The organism is Hwanghaeella sp., assembly GCF_965227365.1.
In the GTDB taxonomy this organism is placed as follows: Bacteria; Pseudomonadota; Alphaproteobacteria; order UBA8366; family Aestuariispiraceae; genus Hwanghaeella.
Window position 1 is genome coordinate 3,471,122 of record NZ_OZ245754.1, and the last position, 26,782, is coordinate 3,497,903.

Genomic DNA, 26,782 nt, shown 5'->3' on the forward strand with positions numbered 1-26,782 from the left:
TTCGGCCTTGTCGCCGACGACCCGTCAGGCGAATGCGGCCACCACATTGAAAATCACCATCGCCGCGCTCGACACGGCGCCGAAGACCGGCACCCAAATCGGCACGCGCCACATGCCGATAGTGTCTCCGCGCAACCGTATCCAAAGCAAGGCGAGGTTTACCAGGGTGAAAACGCTGAGCGTGATGTAGGATGTCGCCGCCGCCAATCCGACCAGTGGAAATGCCAGGGCCAAGATCAGAATAATGACGGCGATGACGACAGTCGCGATCATCGGCGTCTGTCGGCCCGGATGGACGAGCCCAAGAAACTTCGGCAGCCACCCCTGACGCGCCAATCCGAACAGGATGCGCGACCCCATGATCATCTGAATCAGCGCGCCATTGATCACCGCGAAGACGGCGACGCCGCCCAAGATCTTTCCATCCATGCCGGACGTGCGTTCGAAGACCAGGGCCAACGGCGCATCGCTGGCAATCAACTCTTCCTGGGGAATGGCGGTAACCGAGATCGCAGACACAAAAATATACAGCGTCGTTGTCAGGACCAATGTCGCGATAATCGCGCGCGGCATCGTGTGGACGGGATCACGCACCTCCTCTGCGACATTCACCATGTCCTCGAAACCGATGAAGGCGAAAAACGCCAACAGGGCGCCGGACATAACACCGGACCAAATGCCGGCCTCCAAGGGTGGGAACAGCATTCGCGCGGCGTCGGGTGACGTAACCATGTCGTCCACGCCGAAGACGATGACGAGCATCAGGCCGCCGATTTCGACCAGCGTGATGAGCCCTGACAGGAAAACCGATTCGGTGATCCCCCACATGGCCAACCCGGTCAGAACGGCAATGACCGCGCAAAGCGTTATGGTTTCGGGCGTGGCGATGAATGTGTTCAGATAACCGACAAAGCCCAGAGTGATGACAGCCGCGCTGACCAGACCCGTCATAGCGACCATCAACCCGACCAGCGTTCCGAGGATCGGATTATGAAAGGCTTCGTTCAGATACACGGCCTCACCGGCGCTGACCGGATAGCGGCCGGATAGTTCGCCATAGGACAGGGCGGTCAATCCGGCAACGACGGCGGCGATGAGGAAAGCAACCGGACCATAGATGCCGGCTTCGGCGGAGACCTTGCCGACCAGCACATAGATCCCCGCGCCGACGGTTACCCCGACACCATATAGCGTCAACAGGACAAGACCGAGTCCCCGTTTCAAGGCCGGTTCGCCGGCGCGGTCGATCATCAACCCCTCCCCTCCGCCGGCGGGCCTTCCATGGGCCCGCTCTTGGCACGAATTTGCTTCTATCGGCGGGAGTCTACCGGCAGCCGGCGTATCCGGAAATGCGCGAGATCAATTCGTTTGGGGGAGCGGGATGCCCGATATCAGAGCGCGACCTCGACAAGATACGGGCCGGGCTCGGCCAGACCGCGCCCGAACTGGTCACACAATTCCTCCATGGTCGTCGCACGGGAGGCCGCGACCCCATAGCCTTTCGCCAAATGCACCCAATCGATTTTCGGACGGTCCAGGGACAGCATGTCGATGGCGTTTCGGCCCGGATTCTGAACGCCGACCTTGCGCATTTCACCTTGCAGGATCGCGTAGGAATGGTTGGCGAAGACCAGCGTGGTGACGTCGAGCCCTTCCCGCGCCTGGGTCCAAAGTGCTTGAGCCGAGTAGAGACCGGAACCATCGGCCTGCAGCGAAACGACTTTTCGCCCCGGCGCGCCGATTGCGGCACCGGTTGCCAGCGGCGGGCCGATACCGATGGCCCCGCCGGTGATCTGCAGCCAGTCGTGTTCCGGCGCTGTATTGGTCTTGGGAAAGAACTGCCGGCCGGTCGTTATTGTCTCGTCGGCCACGACCGCATTCTCCGGCAGCATGGCCGTCAGCATGAAAGCGATCTTGTCCGGATCGATCGCCCCGGTGGGCACCGCCGGCCGGTCCAATTCATTGATGACAGGCGATGTTCCGCGCGCACCGACCGCATCCGTCAGGGCGTCTAGCGTCCCGATAAGGTCGTAATGCGACTCCGCCAGCAGATGAACCTCGCAATCGTCCGGGACCAGGCGGCTGGGCGTATTCGGGTAGCCGAAGAAGGCGACGGGCTCGCGCGCACCGACCAATACCAGGTGCTTATAGGCGGAAAGCATCGCCTGGGCCTGATCCACCACATAGGGGACGCGGTTCACGGCGACCCGGCCGGCGCCGCGGGCGACGCGTTTGTTGGAAAGTGGTGCGAACAGGACGGCGCCCGTCTTTGCGGCGATCCGACCGGCAAGGTCCAGGCCGTCTTCGCGCAATGCCCGGTCGCCGATCATCAGAGCGACCGGGTCACCCGATTTCAGCAAGGCGGCAATCCGGTCGATCGCCTTACCCGAAGCCACGGGCGCATCGGGAATGGTCGGCGCCGCGGCAGGCCCTTTCGAATCGGTCCAGGCAATATCGGCCGGCAGGATCAGGGTCGAAATGTGCCCCGGCGCAGAGCTCGCCGCCCGAATGGCATCCGCCGTATCGCGCCCAACGGTATCGGCGGAGGCAATGGTTCGAACCCAGTCCGATACCGGCCGCGCAATACCTTCAATATCTGTTGTAAGCGGCGCGTTATAGGCCAGATGCTCGGTCTTGTGCTCGCCGACCACGTTGATCATCGGGGTTCGGGCACGGCGTGCATTGTGGATATTGGCCAATCCGTTGCCGAGGCCCGGTCCCAAATGCAGCAACGTGACCGCCGGCTTGTCGGCCATGCGGGCATAGCCATCGGCAGCCCCCGTCACAACTGTCTCATGCAGCCCCAGGATACAGCGCATTTCCGGGTGCTGATCCAGGGCCGCGACGAAGTGCATTTCGGACGTACCGGGATTTGCAAAACAGACATCGACACCCCCGGCGAGCAGTGTCTTAACCAGACTTTCGGCCCCGTTCATTACCCACTCCATTTACCTGAAAGTTCGTACAGTGATTTTTTCGGGCAGAACCGAGGCGCACCCCGTCCCGGCCCGCCCGTCAAGACCGGTCGGGGAGATTGCCACGGGGGCCGGGCAAGTCCCAGCGCTTTATTGGAAGTGTTGTTTGGACGCGTGTTCCTAAAAACCGATCAGCCGTGTCCGGAGATATATTCGCGCATCGCTTCTGTTTCCGATTCCAGCTGACTTATGCGCCGTTTGACCACATCGCCGATAGAGATAACGCCGGCCAATTTTCCATTATCATCCAGGACCGGCATATGGCGGAAACGGCCTTCCGTCATGCGCTGCATAAGGCCGTCAGCGGTGTCGTGGACGGTACAGGTCTTCACGTTCGCGGTCATCAGGCTTTCTACGGTATGGCCCATGACATCGGTTCCATGCTCACCCAATCCACGCACGATATCGCGCTCGGACAAAATGCCGATCAACTCGCCGTCGGGGCCGCAAACGACGACCGCACCGATTTTCATCTTGGCCAAGAGCGCAACTGCCGAGGCAATCGTTTCACGAGGCGCCACGGAAATGATATCCGGGCCTTTAGACTTCAGCATTATGGCGACTGTCATACTCGTTTCCTTCCTCAAGCTAGCAGGTCACGAATTGATATGCCGGTCCCCCGATTTCACACCCGCATCACCGGATAGGCGTCCAACGGTCCACTACTGAATAACTGCGTCTGGTTCGCCCGTGACCTTCCCTCACCCGTTCCACCTTTATTGGTCCGTTGCCGGACCCTGTCTCCCCCGGTCAGCCGCCCTTGCGGCGAACTGAATTCCGGTTCGGCATGCGGATAGTATCACCCGAAACCCGTTCGGCCGCAAATGCATCCGGTTGGTATTCTACTATTTGACAGCACCTTGCCCGGCCGGTCGGGAAACGCCGCGCTAGAACGACGAACCCGGGGTTTTCAAGAATTCGATCTCCTCCTGTGTCGATTCCCGACCCAGGACCGCATTGCGATGCGGAAACCGTCCGAAACGGGCGATGATGTCCCGATGGGCAATAGCGTATTTCAGGTAGTCGGCATTGGACAAAGCCTCGAAATACGGAAGACATGCCTCCTGATCCGCCAGATCCTCGCTATGCTCGAAGGGGACGTAGAAGAAGACGCGTCGCGCTTCGGATACCTCCATGTCATGGCCGATGGCGATCGCGTCTTTCGCGATGCCCAGCGCCTTCGCATCCTGGGCGAAGGCCCTCGGATCGTCGCGGAACAGATTGCGGGAGAACTGATCCAATACCAGGATCAGCGCCAATGCCCCATCAGGCGTTTCCGCCCAACCGTCGTGATCGCCGCGCGCGGCAGCCGCATGCAGGGCACCGAAGTGGTCGCGAATGGCGCGATCATAGTCGTCGCTCTTCTCAAACCATTGCTGAGGCGTGCTTTCCTCGAACCAGAACCGCAGTACCGATTGGACCTCGTCCATCTCTCCGTCCCCCACGCTGTCGCGATATTTCGTCCGTATCCTCACGAAAATCGCGTTTCCGGGCGGGAGTTCAATCCCAAATCCGCCTCCCGCAGGGACGAACACCGGAAGCCCCCGGCCAACGGGCAAAACCGCCGGTCGAAATTTTAGCAACTGGCGGCTTGCACGCCCCCATTTGCGAGGCTATATAGCCGCACCGCGCCACCCGCACAGCAATAGCGGGATCGGCCGGACATATGCTTGGTCGCGGAGTGTAGCTCAGCCTGGTAGAGCACTGTCTTCGGGAGGCAGGGGCCGCAAGTTCAAATCTTGCCACTCCGACCAACTCATCCCCTTGAAATGAATGATGATTACCGGCGGACATTTGCTCTGTTCGGTTGGCCTTGGCCTTTTTCCGGCGGGGTCGGGCGGTTTAATCGTCGATGGAATAGGCCGGTATTGTTGCCAGGGCGCCCAGGTGATGCAGGGTTTCCAGGGTCGCGCCGGCGACGACAAGCTTGTTTGCCCGTTGATATCCCGCAAGCGCCCGGGTCACGGTTTCCCGATCGATCACCTCGCCAGGGGTAAAGCCGGCCTTGGTCAGATGGCGGGCAAGCGCCAGAAAATCGGAGTCGTCGTATATCGACAGGAAATCGATTCCCGTCAGATTGACCCGCGCCTGCCGATATCCCTGTTTCGACGCCTTCAACAGCCACTCGGTGCCGGCCTGGAAATCCTGTTTCGTGCCCTGACCGTTCAACAGCATGACGCCGAGATTGTTCTCCGCGAAGACAAATCCCTTCTCCGCCGCTTGCCGGTAAAGCGGCACCGCCTCGTCGAAACGGCGGGCCGCGTCCAGGGCCCGCGCTAGATTGTGGAGGAACCGGGGATTGTCCGGATCGGCCGTGACCGCATCCCGGCAGGCTGGAATGGCTTCCGCGGTCCGGATGCTGTCGAATTCGACACCGGGGATGCCCAGATTGTTGTAGGGCTCAGCCGCCAGATAATCGCAGTCCAACGGTTCGGGGAACCGAAAATAGACCTCGTTCGTCAGTCGCACGAGGTATTCCGGCCGCTGCACCCCGTTGGTGTTCTTCAACACATCGCCGGCAACCGCCCGGAACATGCGACCGACCTCCAGGCCCGGCTCATCCAGGCGTTCCAACAGCGCGGTCGTATAGGGACTGTGCTCACCATCGCCGTCCGACGCGGTGCGCCCCGCGGCCGCGGCATAGGCGATGACGGTTCCGTAAGCTTCGCCATCCTCCGCGCGTTTCACATCCACCTCCTCGGAAAAGGTGGAGAGAGGGGCGAGGCCGCGGCTGGCAGGCTGCGACTGGGCGGTCTGCGTTCCCTCGATCTGTTGTCCGTCCGACACCACCGCCACGCGATCCAGGAAAGGATTGTTGCGGCAGGCATCGAGAATGATGATCTTGGTCTTGGCCAACCGGTCGAGCCGCGACACCAGACGCGACACATCCAACAATTCGCGCCGCAGGCTTTTGGGATCGTCCAACCGAGCGTCGACGGGGATCAGGTAATTCACGTCACTGACCTGGATGCTGTGGCCGGCGAAGTAGAACAATGCGATATCCGCATCGAGCGCAGCATCCAGGAAATCGTCTTCCGCGTCGCGCAAGTCGTCGATCGTCGGATTGACCGTTTCGATCACCTCGAAGCCGATTCCCTTCAGTTTATCGGCAACAGCCGCCGCATCCCGCAACGGATTGGCAAGGGGTTCCTGGTCCGCGTAATCGGCCGCGCCGACAACCAGGGCGACCTTGCGGATATTGCGATTGAAGACATCTCGGTCGGGTGCCCCGGCAGTCTGCGCACCCGCCGAACCTGACCACACACAGCACCAGATCAGCACAATACCAAGGCCGAACCAGACATAACGATGCAGGATCGACATCGGCACAGCCCTATTCCGCCTTCTTTTTCTTCTTCAGGATGACGCGGGTCAGATCGATCTGCGGCTTCGCCTTGGCGGCGGCCGGGTCGATCACGCCGGGCCCTTTCTCGTATACCCAGCACGACGGAAAAATGCTCGAAAGCCCCGCCTGTTCCAACTCCTCGTCCCGCTGTTGCCTGATGGAAGAGGCGAGATCGTATTTTTCCTGGGCATCCGCGGCCACCGCATCCGCTTCATACCGGGCATAAATCACGGAATGCCTTTCCGCCTGGAGGGCTTGATCCCGACATTCAGCGGCCTCCTCCGCGGTCAGTTTGCCGCCGCCCAGCGGAGAATAAGTCAGCGTGCAATCTGACCAGGGTCGACCATTGCGGAAACAGTCCGAAATCAAAGCGCTTCTCTCGAGCACGCTTTTCCCTTCGGGATAGGATTGCGTATCAAAGGGCGCGAAACCGAAATGGGTTCCCGTTTCAGGATCGAAGGCGAGATCCGCCATCAACGACTCGGCGTATCCGCCCCAGCCTCCGTCTTCACGATCAATACCGTATTCGGCCTCGATCAGCCTTTTCAGAATTCGCGCCATGCGTGGGTCTTCCTGTGTCGGCGCGCCAAACAAGATTGCCAGGATCGCCTTGGGATCGAAGCCACGCGCTTCCATCGCCTTTTTCGCAAGGATAGTGTCCGTATCGCGCGGCGTGGCGCCATTGAACAGTGAGCGGAGATACGATGCCTCTTCGGCAAGGTTGGACGCCCCCCGATCCTGCTGGGCGGCAATGATCTCGTCCAACGCCGCCAAGCCGCTGCGCAATCGCACATCGCGCTGCTCGCCATAGCTGTCCGCCAGGCTGGCGAGAATGGAGAGTGCCCTTTCGTATTTGAGGCGGAGTAGATCGGCATCTGTCGGATGCCCGGTCATCTCCAACAGGCCGCTGACGAGGTCCGTGTGCAGAACAGCCGCATTGCCCTCGCCGACATCCTCGACCCAATCGTTTCCGTGCCGGATACCATAGGTGAGCTGCGGCTTCAGGACCTGTGCCGTCACCGGCGACACCAAACCGAAATCCCGGGCGCTGGCGACGACGACCTTACCGAATTCAGCCGTTATTGTTTGCCCCGTCTCGTCGTAAAAATTATCGGTTGCGTATTGTCCGTAGTAGAGCGCCGCATTCAAACTGGCGATCACGAACAGGTCGGGATGTCCTTCCGGCCGGTGAGCGAAAACGATCTCCTCCAAACGACCAAGAAAGTCGCCGGCACGCTCCAGGCTTCGGTTATGCATTGCGGTTTCGAAGGCAAGGTAGAGCATTCCCGCTCTAGCGGAATCGGGGAAGATAGCAGCGTCGCTCAATGTCTGAACCAAGCCTTCCTCTCCCGCCCCGGTCGGCCCTTCAAGGAAGAAATTGGCATGGGCAAGAGCGAGTACGAGACGGCCTTGCTGCGACGGTGAAAGGTCGCCTGCCGCGGTGAGCGGAGCCAAGTTATCCAGTGCAGACTGGTAACGGCGCTCGGCGATCATGCGTTCCGCCCGGTTGAGAATGCTCTCCGCCGCACTTCCGGCCATGGGAAAGGGATCATCGAGATCGGCGCCGCCCCCAACGGCTGCGTAATCCGCCAAGAGTGCCCCACGCAGTTTGAAATTCTGCAACGGGTCCTGGTCGATGGATTTCAGGGCTTGAAGCAGAGAGGCCTTGGCAGCGGTCGGGTCGTTTGCAGCCAAAGCGATCCGACCGGCCAACCGGTGGATACGGGCCAACATCTCCAAGCTGGAGGTCGCCGAATACAACGTGTCGACGATCTCAGCCGCCTTGCCTATCTGCCCGGTCCGCAAGTAGACGCTCGCCGCGGCAAGCCGGGTTCCAAATGCCCCACCATTATGAGGTGGGGTCTTTCGTTGCTCCGCGTCCAGAGCCTGGTCGAAGTAACCGGCGGCCTTTTCGGCGTCGCCGGCCATCAGCGCGACCTTGCCGGCAACATCGGCAAGCGCCCGTGCAGCGTCAGCCGATAGCCCACCTTCGTTGAAGACACGGTCCAGTTCCTGTCGCGCCTGTTTGTAGCGGCCACTCATGGCGGAACTCAGAGCACTTCTCGAAATCGCGACAATGCGGCTCGGCGAGTTGGCGCCTTCAAGTTTGAGGTAATCGCGCGCCGCCGCCGAATATACCCACGGCGCGGATTCCAACTGGCCATTGTTGAGAGCATTTTCCCCTTCCCTGAAGGCGGCGCGCGCCGTGATGTCCTGCATTTTCGGGGGTAGATAATTGCGAAGGAATTGCCCGCGCAGTTCGTCGCCCAACAACTCTTCGGCATCCGTGCCGCGGCCGAGTTGGTAAAGCGCAACGAATCGTTCAAATTCGAACTTCTGTATTTCGTCGATATCCGGATAACCGGTCTTGCCCAGCAAGGCGATTGTCCGTTCCGCCAGGGCAAGCCTTTCGGCGGGTGCGTTTGCATCATAGAGCGCGCGGGTCAGTTCCCAGCTGCGCTGAAGATATTGCTGATAAACATCGTAGTAATTCTCTTGGGTAACCGTCTCCATCCCCGCCGCGTGGCGCTCCAGCGCTTCGGCAAGGCCGCTGTCCAATGCATGGGAGGACCTGGATGTCAGGCAGGTAACGATGAAAACCGCCAGGAAAAGGCCGAAAAACCGCGAGACACCACTGATCATGAGACCACCCTTTTTTCACGCCGGGACTGTGATACGTTTCCGATTGGAAAGTCTAAACCCATCAATTCATTAGACAAGTGCGCGCGTATGAAGGTTTCCGTTACCGGCTCCATGATCTTGCGGATTCCGCTGGCCCTTGTATTTCTTGTCACAGCGCCGTTGATCCTCATTCAGCCGGCCTCGGCGGCAGTCCACGCCTTATTGGTTGGGGTCAACTCATATCCAGCGCTCGGACCCGACTTCACTTTGCGCGGCCCCGGTAATGACGTCATTGCCGCGCGGAATTTTCTGACATCGCGGAACGTGCCGGCGGAAAGGATTACGCTTCTTGCCGATGGTGTCGAAGGCGCGATCGGCGACCCAACCTTGGGTACCATTGAAAAGGCCATTGACGCGATCCGGCAGCAAGTGGGTCCGGGCGACACCGTCTACCTGCACTTCGCCGGGCATGGCAGCCAACAATTGGGCGCGGCTTTGGAGGATGAGGGCGACTCTCTCGACGAAGTCTTCCTGCCGATGGATGCCCAGCCGATGGATGAGGAAATCGGTGTCTTCCCGAATGCGTTGAGCGACGGATTGCTGCGCCGTCACGTCACGCGGTTGCGTAACACCGGAGCCTTCGTCTGGCTGGTTTTCGACTCCTGCCATTCCGGCGGCATGACGCGCGGCGCAGGGGGCGGGTCCGAACGGCGCGTTAGGCTCGCGCTGGACCCGCGCGAATTGCGAAGCCTGCGCCGACGACTGGCCGGCACCGGGTCCGAGTTGCTGCCTGCCCCCCCTGAGATTCCCGTTCTGAAACCGGATGCGGGCGGGTTCGCCGCTTTCTTCGCCGCCCAGGACAATCAGGCGACATTGGAACGCCGAATGGTACCCGAGGACGAGCGTGTTTTCGGTGTGTTCAGCTTCAACCTGTTCTCCGTCCTGAGCCGGAGCCCGGCCCTCAGCTACCAGGAAGCCGCGAATGCCCTGGTCGCCTCCTATGCGGCACAGGGGGAAACCTCCGCTGTGCCGAAATTCGAGGGAACCGGTCTGGCCAAGACGGTGCTCGGGATGGAAGAGGTGAACACCCGCCCGGCCTGGCCAATCGTTCGTCGGAACCCGCCTGGGTCGGTGAGCCCTGTCGGCACACATGTGCTGACAGCCGGACGTCTGCAAGGCCTGGGCCCGGGGGACGAGATCGCGGTGACCCGTGTCACCCGTGACACAACCGAAGGACTCGGCCTTGCCGCGATAACTGAAGCCACCATGTTCGAAAGCCGGTTGGAAGCCAAGTCGGACAAGCTGCGTCAGCTTTTCGCGGCGGCCGACCGAGCGGAAGGCGCGGTGCTCTGGGGCGAGGCCTCCAAACGGCGTTTCCGGGCGGATTTCACAGTGGCCTTGCCATCTGAGGCTTCATCCGGGCCGCTGCGGCAGGCGGTCAATCGTCTTAAGCGCGACACTGACCTGGCCGACGCATTCGGCATCCGTTGGGTATCACCGGATGCGCCGGCGGATTTCCGTCTTTTGCAACGCGGCGATACCACCGTGCTGAGTGCAGCCGACGGAGTCATAGACGGCGACGGGTCCGGCCCCTCACCTGCCACCATCGCTCTCACTGGCGAATTGGAGCAGGATGCCGCCCGATTGCGGGACGCGATCCGAAAGGCAGCGCGGGCACGGCTCGTCATGACCCTGGCCTTGGAAGCGGCCTCCGTACCCTTCGACGATACGATTGCCCTCCGCCTGCAGGTTGCCGCTGTCGCTCCGGAAGCACTCAGCCGCGTGGCAAAAAGATCGGACCTCAATTGCGGCCGCGTCGCACGCCTGGACAACGAAGACTTCGTAAACGGCGTCACGGTACTCGGACATTGCGATCTGCTTACCTTGCAGATCAGGAACAGAAGCCGCGAAGACTGGGATCTGACCATTCTGTTTCTGGGCGCAGAAAATGACTTGGCCGTGCTGTTTCCGCCGGTCGGCCAAAGCAATCGGATTCATGCCGGCGACAGATTACCGCCCTTGCGTTTCGCCGCCTACACCGACGACAACACGGGCCCGCGCAATGTCGCCGAGCGGCTGATCATCTTGGCCCAGGAGGCAAAGCCAGGCCATCCTGAAGCCGATTTCAGGTTTCTTGCCGACAATCAACCTGGGGCATCCTCACGCGGGGCCGGGCTTACCGGATACGGCGCCGCGATTGCCGCGGCCGCCCAATCCCAGGGCTCACGCGGAATAGATCTTGGGACTTCAGGACATGACGGTCCTCGCGGAACCGCAACGGTCCTGCAATGGATTCTACAGCGCGGACGGTAACACCGTTACTTTTTCAACCCACATAATGAACAGGTGGTTGGAAAAGGTGAATTTTTACGGTTATTCATGAAAATCCAATCTGATATATCGCTTATTAAATGCAACATAATATAATGAACGATCCCAACCCTGCCCCCATTTCATAGAAATCATTGAACCGAATGTATCTGAATTCCTTCTTTACCGAACTCGTCAACGCGCCCGAGCTCCAGGTTCCGCTGATCGGTTACTTCCGGGCGGATTTGGTGATTCTGTCCATCGTGATCGCGGTTTGCGGCGCATGGTCAGGCTTGACGAGCTACTCACAGAGCGAAGGCCGCGCACCGACCGGCACGACGAACCACCTGTTGTGGAAGTTCGCAGGCGGTCTGGGCTTTGGCGGATCGATCTGGGGCATGCATTTCGTTGGAATGCTGGCATTCTCCCTGCCCTGCGGGATTTCATACGACTTTCTGACGACGGCGGTTTCGATCCTTCCCGGCATCCTTGCGAGTTTGACGGCACTGGTCGTCATCGGCCGAACGGATTTCGGACTTCAGACAAGATTGATAATCGGCGCCGTTCTGATGGGGGCGGGTATCGGGACGATGCATTATGTCGGCATGGCCGCCATGCGGTTGCCGGCCGTGCTGCTGTACGACCCCAGTCTCGTGGGGCTATCGGTCGTGGCGGCCGTCGGCCTGTCCTATGTCGCGTTGACGGTCGCCGCTTACGGCCAGGAAAACGGTGAACCGTCCCGAACCCGTCAGTTCATCGCCTCCATCATTCTGGGTTGCGCGGTAGCGTCGATGCATTACGTCGCGATGCAAGCAGCCGTGTTTTTCCCGATCCCCGAAGCGCCGCCCGCCGTAGACGGCCTGAACCCCGGCATTATGGCATTGTTCGTCGGGCTGGGGACCTTGGCCCTGGCCGTTGGGGTCGCCGCCGCTTCCTTTGCCGCGAGACAGAACGAAACGGCCCGAGTACTCGCAGAGGAAGTCCGGCAAAGAAAAGCCGCCGAAAAAATGGCGCTGGAGGACCAGACCCGCCTGCAGACGATTTTCGATACCGCCGCCGAAGCGATCGTGGTCATCGACACCCATGGCACGATTCAGCGCTGGAGCCAGAGCGCGCAGCAAATCTTCGGATACACGGCCGATGAAGCCATTGGCACGAATGTGTCCGTTCTGACGGACGGCATCAGTCAAACCGAGCATACGGGCTTCATCAAGCGTTACGAAGAGACCCGTGAGGCGCATATCATCGGGATCGGCCGAGAGGTTATCGGTCGGCGGCGCGACGGATCCCCGGTGATGATCGAACTGTCGGTCGGAGAAGCGATCGTCGGCGACGAGGTTTTCTACACCGGCATCATGCGCGACATCACGCGACGGAAGGAAATCGAAGAAGAGTTGATCGAGGCCCGCCTGCAGGCGGATGCCGCCAACAAGGCGAAGTCGGCTTTTCTGGCGAATATGAGTCACGAGATCCGCACCCCGTTGAATGCCATCGTCGGCATGACCCATTTGCTGCGCACGACCAGCCTGACGGATCGCCAGGCCGGCTTCGTGGATCGGGTGCATGCTTCCAGTCAGAACCTTCTAGCGATTGTGAACGACATCCTCGATTCCTCGAAAATCGAAGCCGGCAAACTCGATATCGAGAACATTTCCTTCGACGTCGAAAAGGTGCTGCGTAACGTCGCGGATGTCGTGGCGCAGAAGGCGGCGTCGAAAGGCCTGGAGTTCCTGTTGAGTATTGCGCCGGACGTGCCGCTAAGCCTGATCGGGGACCCGTTGCGCATCGGTCAGATCCTCACCAACTACGCGAACAACGCGGTGAAGTTCACCGAAGAAGGGGAAATCGCGGTTTCGGTCCATGTGGTCTCGGATTGCGACGAACGCGTGCGATTACGCATGTCGGTCACGGATTCCGGCATCGGCCTGACACCGGAACAGCAATCGAAACTCTTCCAGTCATTTCAACAGGCGGACGCATCCACAACCCGGAGATACGGCGGGACGGGGCTGGGCTTGTCAATTTGCAAGAAGCTCGCCGAGTTGATGGGCGGCGAAGTTGGTTTGGAGAGCACGGCAGGCAAAGGCAGCACCTTCTGGTTCGAAGCCCCCTTCAAGAAGGACGATCATCTAAGGACGGTTCGGGAGTATCGCGCCCGGTCGACCGGGACCCGCGTCCTTGTGGTCGACGACAATGACAGCGCACGGCTAATCCTTGCCGGCATGCTAGAAGAAATGGGCCTTTCCGTCGATCAGGCGGCGGACGGCTCGTCCGCGATCGAGGCATATGTGAGTGCATTGGAAACCGGAGCGCCATATGCGGTGATCTTCCTGGACTGGCATATGCCCGGCATGGATGGCTACGAAACAGCGAACCGCATCCGCACACTCTCGGGCAATCCGGACGAACCTACACTCGTCATGGTGACCGCCTATGGGGATGAGCGTTTCCCCGAAGCATCGAAGGAGAGCAATCTGCTGACGATGCTTATGAAACCCGTTAGCGCTTCAGTGCTCTACGATGTGGTCGTGCAGTTGTTCGACGGTCCCGGCGGTGCCATCTCACCCATGTCCGACGGGCGAAGCCAGATACAATCGGCCACGGCGCCGAACCTGAAGGACGTCCGAATATTGTTGGCGGAAGACAATACGACGAACCAGGAAATCGTCGTGGAACTGCTGAAAGACACAAAAGCGTCCGTCACCGTCGTGTCGAACGGCCGGGAGGCGGTCGACAGGATCGAGCGCGAAACATTCGACATCGTGCTGATGGATGTGCATATGCCGGTCATCGACGGTGTCGCCGCCACAAAGATCCTTCGAAGCAACGAGAAATTCCAGAACCTGCCAATCATCGCAATGACCGCGAATGTCATGGCCGGTGACCGCCAGCGTTTCATCGCCGCGGGCATGACGGAACATTTGGGAAAGCCCATCGATATCGCGGCGTTCTATACCATATTGGCCCGCTTCGCGGGACGGGAAGACAGCGACGGCTGGACGCCCCCCATCCAAGGAAACGATCGGACGCCGGACACCGCACCCGGTCAGCGGACCGGCTTCGACATTCCGGGATTGGACGATCGTCTCGGACTTTCCTATTTCAACGGCAATCTGCCCCGTTACCGATCCCTGCTGCAGAGTTTCTGCGAAGGTTGGCCTGAAATGGAGGCATCGTTCCGCAGCGCGCTGAGTGACACCGACCCCAATCGCCTGGAACGGGCGGCGCACACATTGAAAGGCCTCGCGGCGACGATGGGGGCCGGGGCCGTTGCGGACCAAGCGGGCGACCTGGAGGTTCAAGCGAGAACGGTGACCTCGGTTCCAACGTTGGAGCAGGACGTCGTCGCCTTGCTAGGCGCTGTCGAACCCCTGGTCGCGGCTATTGCAGCAGAACTCGTCTCGTCCATGGATCAGGCCTCGAAGGAAAGTGTCGATCGGGGAACACAGGATCGTGACGTTTCCGAAGAAGCGTCGGAAGAGATCCTAGCGCGTCTGACAACCTTGTTGCAGGACGATGACGCAGAAGCCGTCGAATGGAGCAACGCGCATCGCACAACGCTGGTTTCAGCTTTGGGCGAACAACGCGCGAAAGACCTATTTGGTTATTTGAACCGGTTCGAATTCGAAGAGGCATTGGCCTTGATCGACCCGGAAGCCGTGATCAATTGACGTGACTGAAATAGGGCACCCCACCCACATCTCGCTACAGCCGGACCTACATTGACATGAATTCCAATGACTTGAGTTCGACGGTGCTTGTCGTCGACGATACGCCTGAAAACCTCTCCCTCATGAGCGACCTGCTGCGTGAGCATTACCGCGTGAAGGTTGCGACCAATGGGGAAAGGGCACTGCGCATTGCCGGCGCCGCCGAGGCGCCGGACCTCATCATGCTGGACGTGATGATGCCGGAAATGGACGGGTACGAGGTTTGCCGCCGGTTGAAGGCCGACGAGAATACCAAGAACATCCCTGTGATTTTCCTGACCGCCCGGACCGACCCGGAGGACGAGAAGATCGGACTGGAACTCGGCGCCGTCGATTACATCACGAAACCGATCAGTCCGCCGCTGGTTCAGGCACGTGTCCGTAATCATCTGCTCCTCAAGAGCCACGCCGATTTCCTGCGAGACAAAGCGGAATGGTTGGAATCGGAAGTGCAGTCGCGCACGCGAGACATTCAGAGGATCAAAGACGTAACCATCAACGCGATGGCCTCCCTGGCCGAAACCCGCGACAACGAAACGGGCAACCACATTCGGCGTACCCAGAACTACGTGAAAGCTCTGGCGCAGCATTTAAGTCGTCACGACAAATACGCATCGTTTCTCGATCGCGAAACGATCGATCTTCTTTATCAATCCGCGCCATTACACGACATCGGTAAGGTCGGGATTCCTGACAGAATTCTGCTCAAACCCGGTCGACATACACCGGAAGAATTCGAGATCATGAAGACCCATGCCACGCTCGGCGCGGAAGCCATCATGGTCGCGGAAAAGGTGCTGGACGAAACGGAGACATCCTTTCTTCGCTATGCCCGGGAAATTGCCCAGAACCATCACGAGAAGTGGGACGGGTCCGGCTATCCCGCGGGATTAAAAGGAGAAGAAATTCCGCTTTCCGGACGCCTAATGGCGGTCGCGGATGTCTATGACGCCCTTATATCGAAGCGGATATACAAACCCGCCTTCTCTCATGACAAAGCGGTTTCGATGATCCGGGAAGGGCGAGGCACGCATTTCGACCCGGATATCGTGGATGCATTCCTGGAAATCGAAGTGCGGTTCAGCGAAATCGCGCGCGAATTCGCGGATGAGGAGGACACATGACAATGGTCCTCCCCCGCTTGAGGTCGGCCATTCAAGGTCTCAGCCTGTATTGACGTGACGGATTATTGCAGCCCTACGGGATCTACAATTCCCGAGCGGCATCCTATGGGAACGGTAGGCGCGGCGCGGATCAAATCCCCTACGGCCCGATCCGGCGAAACCGTCCCGCGCAATCCAATTCGCATTTCCTGAAGCAGGGTTCTGCTTCCATCCTGCTTGCATACAAAGGCCACACGCTCCCCTGCGCCAGGGCCGAAGGCCTCATCGAACCGATCGCGGACAACGTGTGTATCGACCCTATTTCCAATCCGAGCGGTCAGAAACGAGACCACGACGGATCGGTTGATGGCGGTGGTGACATACAACGAGTCATCGTAGTAGACGTCGGCCGCATCATTTCCGCCGGATGTCTGATAGCAGGTGCCGTGCTTGATCCATTCATGCCGGTGCAGATGGCTCTCCATCCCTGGCATCGCTGCCTGCAACCGGCCGAGCGTTTCGGCGTCGATCGCCGGTTCGGGCAGGGAGGACCAGTCCCCCTTCTTGTCGATGTTCCGATCCGCATCCGATACGCCGCAATAATCCTTGCCGCGTGGTTGCGGCCAGAGGCCGTGCAGGGAAAGTTGCCGCGCGGCCGACGGCAAATGCCCTGCATTCAGCCGTCTGCATTCGGATTTCCCGGGACGAAGTTCGCAGAAGGCCGGCTGCCAGGACAGAGCCAGAAGGTTGTCTTCCGATTTCCCGGACGTCGCATCCCCCGCGAAAGACAGCATCAGCAGGGCGCCGGTCACCATCGTGGCCGTCAGCAGCACACGGAGGGTCCGGTAATCGAGTGCGGCTATCGCTTTGAACATCGGCAGCAGCCTCTGCGTTCCCGTTGCGGATCATCCGACCCGACCAAGCGTCGATCAGACCGCAGGCCAAGCGCCGCCCTTAACAACCGGCCGCTTGGGTCTTGTCCGCATCGCGTGTGTTCTGCGTCACCCAATCGCGGGCTTCCTGAAGGTTCTGAAACAGTCGGCGATCAGCAATGTCGAGCGATTTGCCGACCTCGACCCAATCCCTGCCAAGGTCCTGCGCCTCCGTCCAGAACTCCTCGGACAATACGGTGGCGATACGAAGATTTTGAAGAATATCGGTCGGCAAGGGGTTTGCGCGCAAGGCAGCCCTCATCGTCTCGGCATCGAGTGTCTTAAAATCGGCCGCACGTGCGTCCCAGACGATTCCACGCAACGCCCTGTTCATCGGGCTTGCACTCAACAGAGCATAGCCGTCAACGATGGCCATTGCCGTCAAAGACCCTGTAACACGAAATTCAATGATCCCGTTCGGCCAATCAATTTCCATTTTTATAGACACAGGCCACCCGCACTCAAATCGTATGACACCATCAAACCATAAATCTGAACAAATGCGCCGCGGCGTTTGATAACGGCGTCCTTTTCAAACTATGCGGCACCATACCTGGAAAGAATTTAAGAAGTTCCTAATGACCGGTGGAAATTCATACAGAAATGCGCGGAAACAGGGCTGACGATCATGCCGGTATTGTCCTGCGAATAGCGTATCATGCCGCCAGGTCCAAAAGGGCTCAAACCGGGTCCCAGGCGAAGACATCCCCACTGCGTTCAAGCGGCGTCAGACTGGCCTTGAAAGCCGGCAAGACGCGTTCCGCGAGCGTCTCCGGGGTCCAGCCCTCGGCCTTGTGGACGCTGCGGATCGGGCGGGTCTGGTTGAACAGGAAAACTTCGTTAAGGCGCGCGGCGAAAATCTGGCCGCTGACATCCGCCGCGGCGTTGGAGGCCAAGAAGACGGCCAGCGGCGCATTGGTTTCCGGCGTCATCTGCTTCAGCCGTTCGATCCGCTCCGCTTCCTCGGGTGTCTTCGGTTGAAGCGATCCTGTCATGCGGCTCCAGGCGAATGGCGCGATGCAGTTGGAGCGCACACCGAAGCGCGCCATGTCGAGTGCGATGGACTTGGACAGTCCGACAATGCCCAGTTTGGCGGCAGAATAATTCGCTTGCCCGAAATTCCCGATCAGGCCCGACGTGCTTGTCATATGAACGAAGGCGCCGCTCATCTGTTGCCGGAACGGGTCCGCCGCCGCACGGCTGACATAAAAACTGCCGTTAAGGTGAACATCAATGACGGCCCGCCAATCGGCCGGGTCCATCTTGTGAAAGATCGCGTCCCGCAGGATGCCGGCATTGTTCACAACGACATCCAGGCGACCGAAACTAACCAGCGCGCATTGCACGATCCTCTTCGCGCTTTCCCAGTCGGAAACGCTGTCTGTGCTGATCACGGCCTGACCGCCCATCTCCTCGATCATGGCCTTTGTCTCTTCCGCCGGGGAAGCCGACCCGCCCTCGCCCGCCAGGGACACGCCGATATCGTTGATCACGACTCTGGCGCCGGCCCGCGCCATTTCAAGCGCGATGCCACGGCCGATGCCGCCGCCCGCGCCGGTGACGATGGCGACCTTGTCTTGCAATCCCAGGACATCGGACATGTTCTTCTCCCTGCTGCCGACGGGCAATTCGCGTGTTATCGGATATAGTCGAATTTGCCGTTGTCTATAACGATCTTGTCCCGTTCCAGAACGCGGGTGCGGAACGACCCGTCGCGCCATATCTCGGTCCGCAATGTCTCTCCCGGGAAGACCACCGCGGTAAAGCGCAGATCAACCCCACGGAAACGGGAAGCGTCATAGTCACACAAAACCGCCAAGAGACCATGGCAAGCCATGCCCATGGTGCACAGCCCATGCAGGATGGGTCGGTCAAAGCCTGCCTTCGATGCCACTTCCGGCGTCCGATGCAACGGATTGTCGTCACCCTGCCAACGGTACAGCAGGGCCTGCTCGGGCCGGACTTTGGACTCGAAGGACAGTTCCGGATCGGTCTCCGGCATCTTATGTGCTTGCTTAACTGGCCCGGATGGCCCGCCGAACCCGCCATCCCCGCGCAGGAAGACCGTGCTGCGGGTGGTCGCCAACAGGGTTCCGGCATCCGCATCGCGCAGTTCCTTTTCCCAATAGAGCAACGCGCCGCGTCCCTCTCCCTTGTCTACAAGGCCGGTGACGCGGGTTTTGCCGACCACCACCCCTTCTGCCGGGCAGGGTGCATGAACGGTCATCCCCTGTTCGCCATGCACGAGGCGGACAGCATCGACACCGGTCTTCGGGTCGGAAAGCCAGAAGCCGGGATGCCCCAGCACAACCGGCATGGCGGGGAAGGGCTCAATCTCCTCGAACCCGCCGACATACCGTAATTGCCGTTCGTCCAAGGGGTCCTGCCCGACACCGATTGACAGGGCATAGAGCGCATAGTCGCGCGGCCCGACTGTCTGGCGTACCTCCGGCAGGTCGATGTTCAACAGGTAGTCGGGATCAATCGCCATGGCCGCCGCCTTCCTTGCCCGTGTCGGTCTCCACAACCGCATCCAGCATGAAAGCGCCGCCTGATCCCGGCATCGCCATGACGGGATTGATGTCGATCGATTTCAGCCGCGGACCGGCCGCGGCGGCGAAACCGGAAAGTTTCGACAACATCGATGCCAAGGCATCGATATCAACCGGTTCGCGCCCGCGTGCACCGGTCAGAATGGGACTGCCCTTGATCGATAGGATCATCTCCCGCGCGGCCGCTTCATCGAAAGGACAGCGACGAATCACGACATCGTTCAGGATTTCAACGAAAATGCCGCCCAGGCCAAAAGCGGCGACCGGACCGAAGGCCGGGTCCCGGCTGACCCCCATGAAACATTCCGTACCGCCGTTCAACTGCTTGGCGACCAGCACGCCCGTTACGCGGGCCTTCGGCGCATGGGTCTTTGCCGCTTCGAGCAAGGCGTCATACGCCTGCGCCACCTCTTCCGCCGAACCGATTCCAAGGCGAACGCCGCCGATCTCTGACTTGTGCAGAATGTCGGGCGAAAGGATCTTCATCACGACCGGGAATCCAATCTCGGTCGCAGCGGCAACGGCTTGGTCCTTCGATGTCGCGGCCACCTCAGGTGCAGCGGTGATCCCTGCCGCGGCCAGCAAAGCTTTCGACTGGAACTCATCCGGCGTATCCTCCGGAAGCGAGACCGAAGGCAGGACCGGTTTCGCGCCCTGTGCGGCTTCGGCCGCCGCGAAGTTGTCGCCGACCACCCCCATCGCATGAATGGCGCGGACCGCGCGGCTTCCATCCTCAAACACCAGGAAGCCGGCCTCTTCATACTGCTTTACGATATCACTCGGCGCCACGACACAGACAACCATCAACCGGTCCGGATATTCCTTGCGGATCGGCTTCAGGGCTTCGATGACACTGGGGACCAGAACCGGCGCACCGCCTACGCTGGTGAAAAATCCACAGATCGAGCTATAGCCCCCTTTTTCCAAGGCGGCGCGCGTGAACTTTTCCATCAGGCTCGGTTCGTTGATCGACTGCGCGGTCGCGTCCAGCGGATTGACGGGCGAACTGATCGGCAGCAGTTCCTTCAATTCCTTCTGGGCATCTTCGGGCATCGGCGGCATGGACAATCCTATGGCGTCCGCCTCGTCACTGGCGACAATGCCGCCGCCGCCGCTGATCGTGATGAAACCCATCGTGTTGTTCGCTGGATAAACCCTTTGGTGGGCGCAATAGGCGAAATCCAGCATGTCCTCGGTCTGGTCGACGCGCACCGCCCCGTATTCAGCCAGCACGGCGTCGGCCACGGCATCATCACCGGTCAAGGTCGCCGTATGAGATTGCGCCGCCGCCGCGCCGAGCGTGCTGCGTCCCACTTTCATAACAAAGACAGGCTTGCGCGCGTCTCGCGCAAGTTCCAGCGCCTCAAGCAGTCGGTCCGGCTTGTTGAAGCCTTCGAGATAGGCGCAGATTACCTCCACTTCATCGCTTTGGGCCATCCAACCGATCGCATCGCCCACGGTGATATCGGCCTCGTTTCCGGTAGCAACCAGGACGGAAGCGCCCAGACCCCGGTTCCTGGCCACGGCGAAAAGATGCGTGCCATAAGCGCCGGACTGACTGGCAATACCGATATTGCCGGGGATCGGATAACCGCTGTCCAGCGAGCTGCTGAAAGTACCGTAATACCCGTTCAGCGCATTGAATGCGCCAAGCGTGTTTGGGCCGAGCAATCGCATACCATGTCTGTCAACGGTCTCGATCAGGCGCTCCTGCATCAAGCGGCCTTCTTCGCCCAATTCGGCAAAGCCGGCGGAAAACAGGGTGACGCAACGACACCCCTTTTGCCCGAGGTCCTCTATGACCGGCAGGACATCCACGGCGGGCACGGCGACGATGGCCGCATCGGGATCGGTCGGAAGGTCGGAAACCGACGCGTAGCAGGGCAGGCCCTGAATTTCGTCTCGCTTCGGATTGACCGGCAGAATCGTACCCGTGAAGCCCGCCTTCAGCATGGAGGAGATGGGCCGACCGCCGATCCGGATCGGATTTGCGGAAGCGCCGACCACCGCCACGGTTTTCGGGGCGAGAAGATTGGTCAGGGAAGTGAAATCATACGCCACGAATACATCCTCGCCTAAATTTTCTAGATTGTATTGCCCGAACCCAGGAAAGACGTCACCTGACTGGAGAGCGTTCCGCCATTTCCATGCAACAGTGCCACGTCACACGCCGCCAGTTGTCGTTCGCCCGCATCGCCGCGGATCTGCGTTACCGCTTCGGCAATCAGGAACATTCCATACATGCCCGGATGAACGCACGAAAGACCGCCGCCATTGGTATTGACCGCCAGTTCGCCGCCCGGCGCGATGCGTCCATCCTGAACGAAACGACCGCCTTCGCCTTTCGGACAAAAACCCAGATCCTCCAGGAAAAGGATCGTGTTGATCGTGAAGGCATCGTAGAGCATGGCGAGGTCGATATCGTCATGCGTCACCCCTGCCATCTCGAATGCGCGCGGGCCGCTATCCGCCGCCGCGGTGACGGTAAGGTCCGGCATCGCGACGATGGAACGGTGCCAGTTGGCGCCGGCCCCGCCGAGAAAATAGACCGGCTTCTGTTTCAGATCGCGCGCGCGGTCTGCCCTGGTCAGGATACAGGCGGCCGCACCGTCCGTAACGAGGCAGCAATCCAGTTTCGACAGGGGGTCGCTGATCATTCGGCTGTCGAGCACGTCCTGTCGGGTCAGGGGGCCACGCGCGAAGGCCTCAGGGTTCATGTTCGCCCAACCGCGCGCGGCAACCGCGACATCGGCCAGCATTTCCCGGGTCGTGCCGAATTCATGCATGTGACGGCCAGCCGCCAGGGCATAAGCGGTGATCGGATGGCGTGGGTGATACGGCACTTCATGCCAGTTCGGTTCCGCGGCGGAAACGAGCTTGCCGCTCGCGGTGCGTTGGTTCGATCCGTAGCAGATCAATGCCGTGTCGCAGAGCCCAGCCTCCAACGCCAAGGTCGCCTGCAGCAGGTGCATTTCGAAGCTTGAGCCGCCGACATTGGTGCTATCGAAGAATTTCGGCTTGATGCCGAGATACTCGACGACATTCATCGAAGCCAAGGCGTGTTGGCTCATCGCCGTGAAGACGGAATCGATATCCGTCAGGTTCAAGCCGGCATCTTCGATTGCGGCCAGGGAAGCCTGCGCCATCAGGTCAAGGGCGGAAAACCCCGGCGCCTCACCCATTCCTGCGGTTCCGAGGCCGACGATCGCGGTCTTTCCGCGCAAGGAACTGGTCATTGGCCATCCTCCCCATTCGGGACGGGGTCGAAGACGACACGCGGTTGGTCACCCGTTGTCTCGACCCGTGCGATTACCTTGGTGCCGATCGGCAGGTCGAGGTCCCCGGCGATGGTCGACATCATCCGCGGCCCTTCTTCCAGATCGATCAGCACGATGCTGGTCGCGCCGTCCCGGCCGCGTTTCATGGTCGCGGCATAGACGGTGCCGCGACCGCTGGCCTCAACCCATTCCAGATCCTGCGCCCCGGATGGAGAGCAGACCCGCGGGTAAAAGACGTATTCGCCGGTGGATGCCGATTTCTGGATCATGAAACGTCCCTGTTTCAGGAACGCTTCATAGGCCGCTTGCGGGCCGGTAGGACCGTCCGGTTCGTTGTTCACTGTTTCCTCCCTTGGACGGCGTCACTTCATCGGAAATCGGTCCCGAAGGCCAACCCGAAATCCGGAAAACTACGTTTCCACTTCGGCATAAGCGTTGCCCGTCGCAAGGCCAACTGGCGGGGGAAGAATAGGGTGGGCCCTCGGCTCAATTCACGGGACGGAGCGGCACGGCGCCATTGCCGTTCGATTGACCGGATTCGTCGTTCCCGGAATCGTCGTCGGTTTCATCCTGCAAGCGCTCTGCCGCCTCCCGCAGGCGCTGATAGGACCGGAAGGAAATCGGGAAGGTCGCCATATAGACGGCGAGGACGACGAAAAGGGTAACCCAGGGCTGACCGGCCAGGCCCGCAACCGCCAACCCCACCAGCGCCATGGACGGCAGCAGGAAACGCCGCGGCACCTTGATCCGTTTGAAGGAATATGTCGGCAATTCACTGACCATGAGCAGGCCGCCGCCAACCATCCAGGCCGCGATCACCGGGGCAGGCAATTGTCCCAGTTCCGGAAAGGCCAGGAAGAAGATGATGGGCAACATCCCCAAGCCAGCCCCTGCCGGCGCGGGGACACCCTGGAAATAGTTGTAGGCGTAAGACGGCAGGCTATCGATCCGGCTGTTGAAGCGGGCCAGACGAAGCCCCGCGCAAACCGCGAAGAACAGGGCGATCACCCAACCGAACCCGCCAAGCCCGTTCAAAGCCCAGAAATACATGATCATCGCGGGCGACACGCCGAAGGCGACGAAATCGGACAGGGAGTCGAGTTGGGCGCCGAAATCGCTCGTCGCGTTCAGCAAACGGGCCATTCTGCCGTCCAGGGCATCCAGGATCGCCGCCAGAAGAATGGCGCCGACTGCAAATTCCCAACGTTGTTCCAATGCGAAACGCACGCCGGTCAAAGCGGCACATGTGGCGGAAACAGTGATCGCGTTAGGGATCAATCCGTGGACGGAAAGGCCTCTGAGGCGGCGTCCCCGGCGGGATCTGCGCTTGGTTCTACGATCAGGCGTCATTCATTCCGGCCTTACATTGTGCGACAAGGCTGCTCTGGGCAGCAGACTACAATCCGAGACCGCGCGCCTCAAGAACGCCCGGCGGTCCGTCCGCTTGACGAGGCGCGTCAGCGAACCACGCCGTTCAGCGATTCCTTCGGCCGCTTGCCCAAATCGGCGAGGATCGTCTCCCCGGCGACGCAGCGCTGGCCTTCGCAGACCAGAACCGGCGTCCGTTCCGGCACGTACACGTCAACCCGGCTGCCGAAGCGGATCATGCCGAAGCGCTCTCCGGTATGAACATCCTGTCCCGGTTCAAGGTCGCAAAGTATCCGACGCGCGACCAGACCGGCGATCTGCACGAAGGCGATCTGTTTGCCATCCGGCGTTTCCATCAGGATCGACTGGCGTTCGTTATCTTCGCTCGCCTTGTCGAGCGAGGCGTTGAGGAAAGCGCCCGGACGGTAATGCAGCTTGGTGATGTGGCCGTCTATCGGGACTCGGTTCACATGCACGTCGAAGACATTCATGAACACGCTGATGCGCAGCATCTGCTTTCCGGAGTACTCTAGTTCCGGCGGCGGGTCCGCCTTGCGGATCATCTGAACGACGCCGTCGGCAGGGCTGATCACCAAGCCTTCCTTGACCGGTGTCACACGGGCAGGGTCGCGGAAGAAATAGACGCACCACGCCGTCAACAATAACCCCACCGCAAGGACACCTTCGCCGAATAACAGCCATCCGACCAATGTCGCGATCAGAAAAAGGGTTATGAACGGATACCCTTCCTTGTTGATCGGGGTGAGCACCGGTTTGATGGTATCGACTAGGGACATTGATGCTGCCTCGCCATCTGCGCAAACATGATATTAGAAGATCCCATGATAGGCCAATCCAAGGCCCAGGTCTCTTCCTGAAAAAGCGGCTTTGTTTCTACCCATCCTGCCGAAAGGAGCAATGGCGGAATCCCGCCAATCAGCCCTTTCCTTCGCAAAGGCGGCATCAATGCAACAGGTTCCCTTTCCAGCACCCTAATTCACGGCACCTTTAGGAACCTGGAAAATCTGTCCCGGATAGATCAGGTCCGGATCACGGATCTGATTTCTGTTCGCATCGTAGATCACCGTATAGGCCAGCCCCTCGCCAAGGGTCCGCCGCGCGATCCGCCAAAGGCTATTGCCCGGTTGAACGATGATGAGTTGTTCATCCTTCAGCGCGGTGATCGGACCGGATCGGCTGAACGGCAGTTCCAGGCGGGCAACGACTTGTTGCTCGACAACCTGGTCCACCCGCAGATCGTAAACGCCGGGCTCGACATTCTCAGGCGGCTTGGCCTGCCAGCGCCCTTCATCGTCGACCGGCGCCTCACCTACGAAGTCATTGTTCAAATAAACCCGAACCGATGCGTTCGGCTTACCGCGCCCGGAAAGGGCCAGATCGCCCTTATCGTCATAGTCGACCGAATCCAGCGCGAGATCTCCAGTTTCCGCTTCCACGCCGCCCGGCACGGAAGTCGGCTTCTGGAGGATGGTCGTCGTGCCCTCGCCCCCTTCGCTGGGAACCAGCAATGCCAGGGGCTGGCTATCCTCCTCGGTCGGCCGCCCCGCAATGTCCTCCCCCTTCTTGGGCACGACCAGGACAACGACATGGTCCGATTTCGTTTCCCCGCCTTCCTGATTTTTCGCGCGAAGGGAGAGTTCGTGATTGCCCGGCGGCAGCGGTTCGGTCGGCAGGAACACCCACTCGCCCCGCTCGTCGGCGGTTACAGTCCCGATAGCCTTGTCACCGGCCAGAATTTCGACGGTGGCCCCCGGCGTCGCGCGCCCGGCCATCACCGAATCGCCCTGCTGACTGAGCCGGACGACGTCGAAGGCAGGCTTGTTCGCATCCTCGGCCGCGGCTTTCGCAGCATCATCGGACGGCGGCGCGGAAGCCGTATCCGCCGTCGATGCGGGTTGCTCCTGCGAGGTGCCGCGAGCCGCTTGCTGCTGGACGCTCTCCGTCGTGGATTTTGGCGGATCAGACTTCGCGGTGCCTGTTGACGGTGACTGCGCTGATCCGGTCGTCGTTTGCGGTGTATTCGCGGTCGTCGAACCTGTCGGCGGGGAGACTGTTGATCCCGAACTTCCCGACGTGCCTGCGGAAGTCGACGGAACCGCTGCGGTTTGAGGCGCCGGCTGGCTGTCCTCTTGCGCCGTTTCCTGGCGGTTCTCCGAGGCGCCCTCTGACCCGGCAGCAGGCTTTGCAGCGTCGGACTGGGTCTGTTCCTGTACCGTCGGCGCGGTGGATTCTTGCACACCTTCCGGTTCGGCGACCACCCGGGGCGTTTCCGCAGGGCCCGTCGCCGTTTCCAAGGCGGAATCCCTGTTGAGCCAGAAATTCAACCCGAGCGCCGCAACGAGGATCGCGACGCCTGCAATGCCGACAAGGATAATTCGATTCAAAGTCGCCTCATACATACACAGCCGAGAACCGGGCGACGGGCGCACCAAACAGGCTGAAATGATTCCATGAATGCCCCAGGGCATTCCCTATCAGCCGGGCGCGCATTCCATCCAATCCAATCTGGCGGAAGGGCGCACCTCCGACTATCCCCAAACGTTCTCCGGATTCCCCCACGCAGAT

Annotated in this window: 19 protein-coding genes and 1 tRNA gene; 4 read left to right on the plus strand and 16 right to left on the minus strand. The window is 60.3% G+C overall.

Going from position 1 to position 26,782, the window contains the following annotated elements; all coding sequences use genetic code 11:
• Window positions 1–24 precede the first annotated feature (24 nt).
• The 4 genes from ACQK2G_RS16005 to ACQK2G_RS16020 all read right to left on the minus strand — a co-directional run bounded on the left by ACQK2G_RS16005 (window position 25) and on the right by ACQK2G_RS16020 (window position 4,405).
• Window positions 25–1,251: an APC family permease gene (locus ACQK2G_RS16005; RefSeq protein WP_425406036.1), complete on the minus strand. Its 1,227-nt coding sequence runs from the start codon at window positions 1,249–1,251 to the stop codon at window positions 25–27.
• 140 nt (window positions 1,252–1,391) lie between these two features.
• Window positions 1,392–2,936: an acetolactate synthase large subunit gene (locus ACQK2G_RS16010; protein WP_425406037.1), complete on the minus strand. Its 1,545-nt coding sequence runs from the start codon at window positions 2,934–2,936 to the stop codon at window positions 1,392–1,394.
• Window positions 2,937–3,106: 170 nt separating this feature from the next.
• On the minus strand, window positions 3,107–3,544 hold the full coding sequence (locus ACQK2G_RS16015; protein WP_425406038.1) for a CBS domain-containing protein: 438 nt from the start codon (window positions 3,542–3,544) through the stop codon (window positions 3,107–3,109).
• Window positions 3,545–3,862: 318 nt separating this feature from the next.
• Entirely contained in the window at window positions 3,863–4,405 is a 543-nt protein-coding gene (locus ACQK2G_RS16020; RefSeq protein ID WP_425406039.1) for a DUF924 family protein, read from the minus strand.
• Window positions 4,406–4,652: 247 nt separating this feature from the next.
• Between ACQK2G_RS16020 and ACQK2G_RS16025 the strand changes: the two genes are divergently transcribed.
• Window positions 4,653–4,729: transfer RNA gene (locus ACQK2G_RS16025), tRNA-Pro, on the plus strand.
• Window positions 4,730–4,817: 88 nt separating this feature from the next.
• Here ACQK2G_RS16025 and ACQK2G_RS16030 read toward each other — a convergent pair.
• Window positions 4,818–6,299, minus strand: coding sequence for a caspase family protein (locus tag ACQK2G_RS16030; protein ID WP_425406040.1), 1,482 nt, complete (start codon window positions 6,297–6,299; stop codon window positions 4,818–4,820).
• A gap of 10 nt (window positions 6,300–6,309) precedes the next feature.
• On the minus strand, window positions 6,310–8,964 hold the full coding sequence (locus tag ACQK2G_RS16035) for a tetratricopeptide repeat protein (RefSeq protein ID WP_425406041.1): 2,655 nt from the start codon (window positions 8,962–8,964) through the stop codon (window positions 6,310–6,312).
• An 87-nt stretch (window positions 8,965–9,051) separates the two neighbouring features.
• Here ACQK2G_RS16035 and ACQK2G_RS16040 point away from each other — a divergent pair, with 87 nt between their 5' ends.
• The 3 genes from ACQK2G_RS16040 to ACQK2G_RS16050 all read left to right on the plus strand — a co-directional run bounded on the left by ACQK2G_RS16040 (window position 9,052) and on the right by ACQK2G_RS16050 (window position 16,087).
• Window positions 9,052–11,256 carry a caspase family protein gene (locus ACQK2G_RS16040; RefSeq protein ID WP_425406042.1) on the plus strand — a complete coding sequence of 735 codons (2,205 nt, stop codon included), beginning with the start codon at window positions 9,052–9,054 and terminating at the stop codon, window positions 11,254–11,256.
• A 161-nt stretch (window positions 11,257–11,417) separates the two neighbouring features.
• The gene (locus tag ACQK2G_RS16045; RefSeq protein ID WP_425406043.1) at window positions 11,418–14,924 is read left to right on the plus strand and encodes a response regulator; all 3,507 of its coding nucleotides are present in this window, start codon (window positions 11,418–11,420) and stop codon (window positions 14,922–14,924) included.
• A gap of 56 nt (window positions 14,925–14,980) precedes the next feature.
• On the plus strand, window positions 14,981–16,087 hold the full coding sequence (locus tag ACQK2G_RS16050) for a response regulator (protein WP_425406044.1): 1,107 nt from the start codon (window positions 14,981–14,983) through the stop codon (window positions 16,085–16,087).
• Window positions 16,088–16,149: 62 nt separating this feature from the next.
• On the opposite strand, the gene ACQK2G_RS16055 is transcribed toward ACQK2G_RS16050, so the two are convergent.
• From ACQK2G_RS16055 to ACQK2G_RS16100, 10 genes are all read right to left on the minus strand, one after another.
• On the minus strand, window positions 16,150–16,941 hold the full coding sequence (locus tag ACQK2G_RS16055) for a ribonuclease T2 family protein (protein ID WP_425406045.1): 792 nt from the start codon (window positions 16,939–16,941) through the stop codon (window positions 16,150–16,152).
• A 79-nt stretch (window positions 16,942–17,020) separates the two neighbouring features.
• Window positions 17,021–17,374, minus strand: a complete 354-nt coding sequence (locus ACQK2G_RS16060; RefSeq protein ID WP_425406046.1) for a hypothetical protein — start codon at window positions 17,372–17,374, stop codon at window positions 17,021–17,023.
• A gap of 304 nt (window positions 17,375–17,678) precedes the next feature.
• Window positions 17,679–18,599 carry an SDR family NAD(P)-dependent oxidoreductase gene (locus tag ACQK2G_RS16065; protein WP_425406047.1) on the minus strand — a complete coding sequence of 307 codons (921 nt, stop codon included), beginning with the start codon at window positions 18,597–18,599 and terminating at the stop codon, window positions 17,679–17,681.
• 35 nt (window positions 18,600–18,634) lie between these two features.
• Window positions 18,635–19,489: a MaoC/PaaZ C-terminal domain-containing protein gene (locus tag ACQK2G_RS16070; RefSeq protein WP_425406048.1), complete on the minus strand. Its 855-nt coding sequence runs from the start codon at window positions 19,487–19,489 to the stop codon at window positions 18,635–18,637.
• Entirely contained in the window at window positions 19,479–21,611 is a 2,133-nt protein-coding gene (locus ACQK2G_RS16075) for an acetate--CoA ligase family protein (protein ID WP_425406049.1), read from the minus strand. The genes ACQK2G_RS16070 and ACQK2G_RS16075 overlap by 11 nt, the downstream gene beginning before the upstream one ends.
• A gap of 23 nt (window positions 21,612–21,634) precedes the next feature.
• Window positions 21,635–22,786: a thiolase gene (locus ACQK2G_RS16080; protein WP_425406050.1), complete on the minus strand. Its 1,152-nt coding sequence runs from the start codon at window positions 22,784–22,786 to the stop codon at window positions 21,635–21,637.
• Window positions 22,783–23,169, minus strand: a complete 387-nt coding sequence (locus ACQK2G_RS16085; RefSeq protein WP_425406051.1) for a Zn-ribbon domain-containing OB-fold protein — start codon at window positions 23,167–23,169, stop codon at window positions 22,783–22,785. Before ACQK2G_RS16085 ends, ACQK2G_RS16080 begins: the two co-directional genes overlap by 4 nt.
• Window positions 23,170–23,314: 145 nt before the next feature.
• The gene (locus ACQK2G_RS16090; RefSeq protein ID WP_425406052.1) at window positions 23,315–24,178 is read right to left on the minus strand and encodes a CDP-alcohol phosphatidyltransferase family protein; all 864 of its coding nucleotides are present in this window, start codon (window positions 24,176–24,178) and stop codon (window positions 23,315–23,317) included.
• A gap of 107 nt (window positions 24,179–24,285) precedes the next feature.
• Window positions 24,286–24,993: a phosphatidylserine decarboxylase gene (locus tag ACQK2G_RS16095; protein ID WP_425406053.1), complete on the minus strand. Its 708-nt coding sequence runs from the start codon at window positions 24,991–24,993 to the stop codon at window positions 24,286–24,288.
• A 195-nt stretch (window positions 24,994–25,188) separates the two neighbouring features.
• The gene (locus tag ACQK2G_RS16100; protein WP_425406054.1) at window positions 25,189–26,601 is read right to left on the minus strand and encodes a LysM peptidoglycan-binding domain-containing protein; all 1,413 of its coding nucleotides are present in this window, start codon (window positions 26,599–26,601) and stop codon (window positions 25,189–25,191) included.
• Window positions 26,602–26,782: the final 181 nt, after the last annotated feature.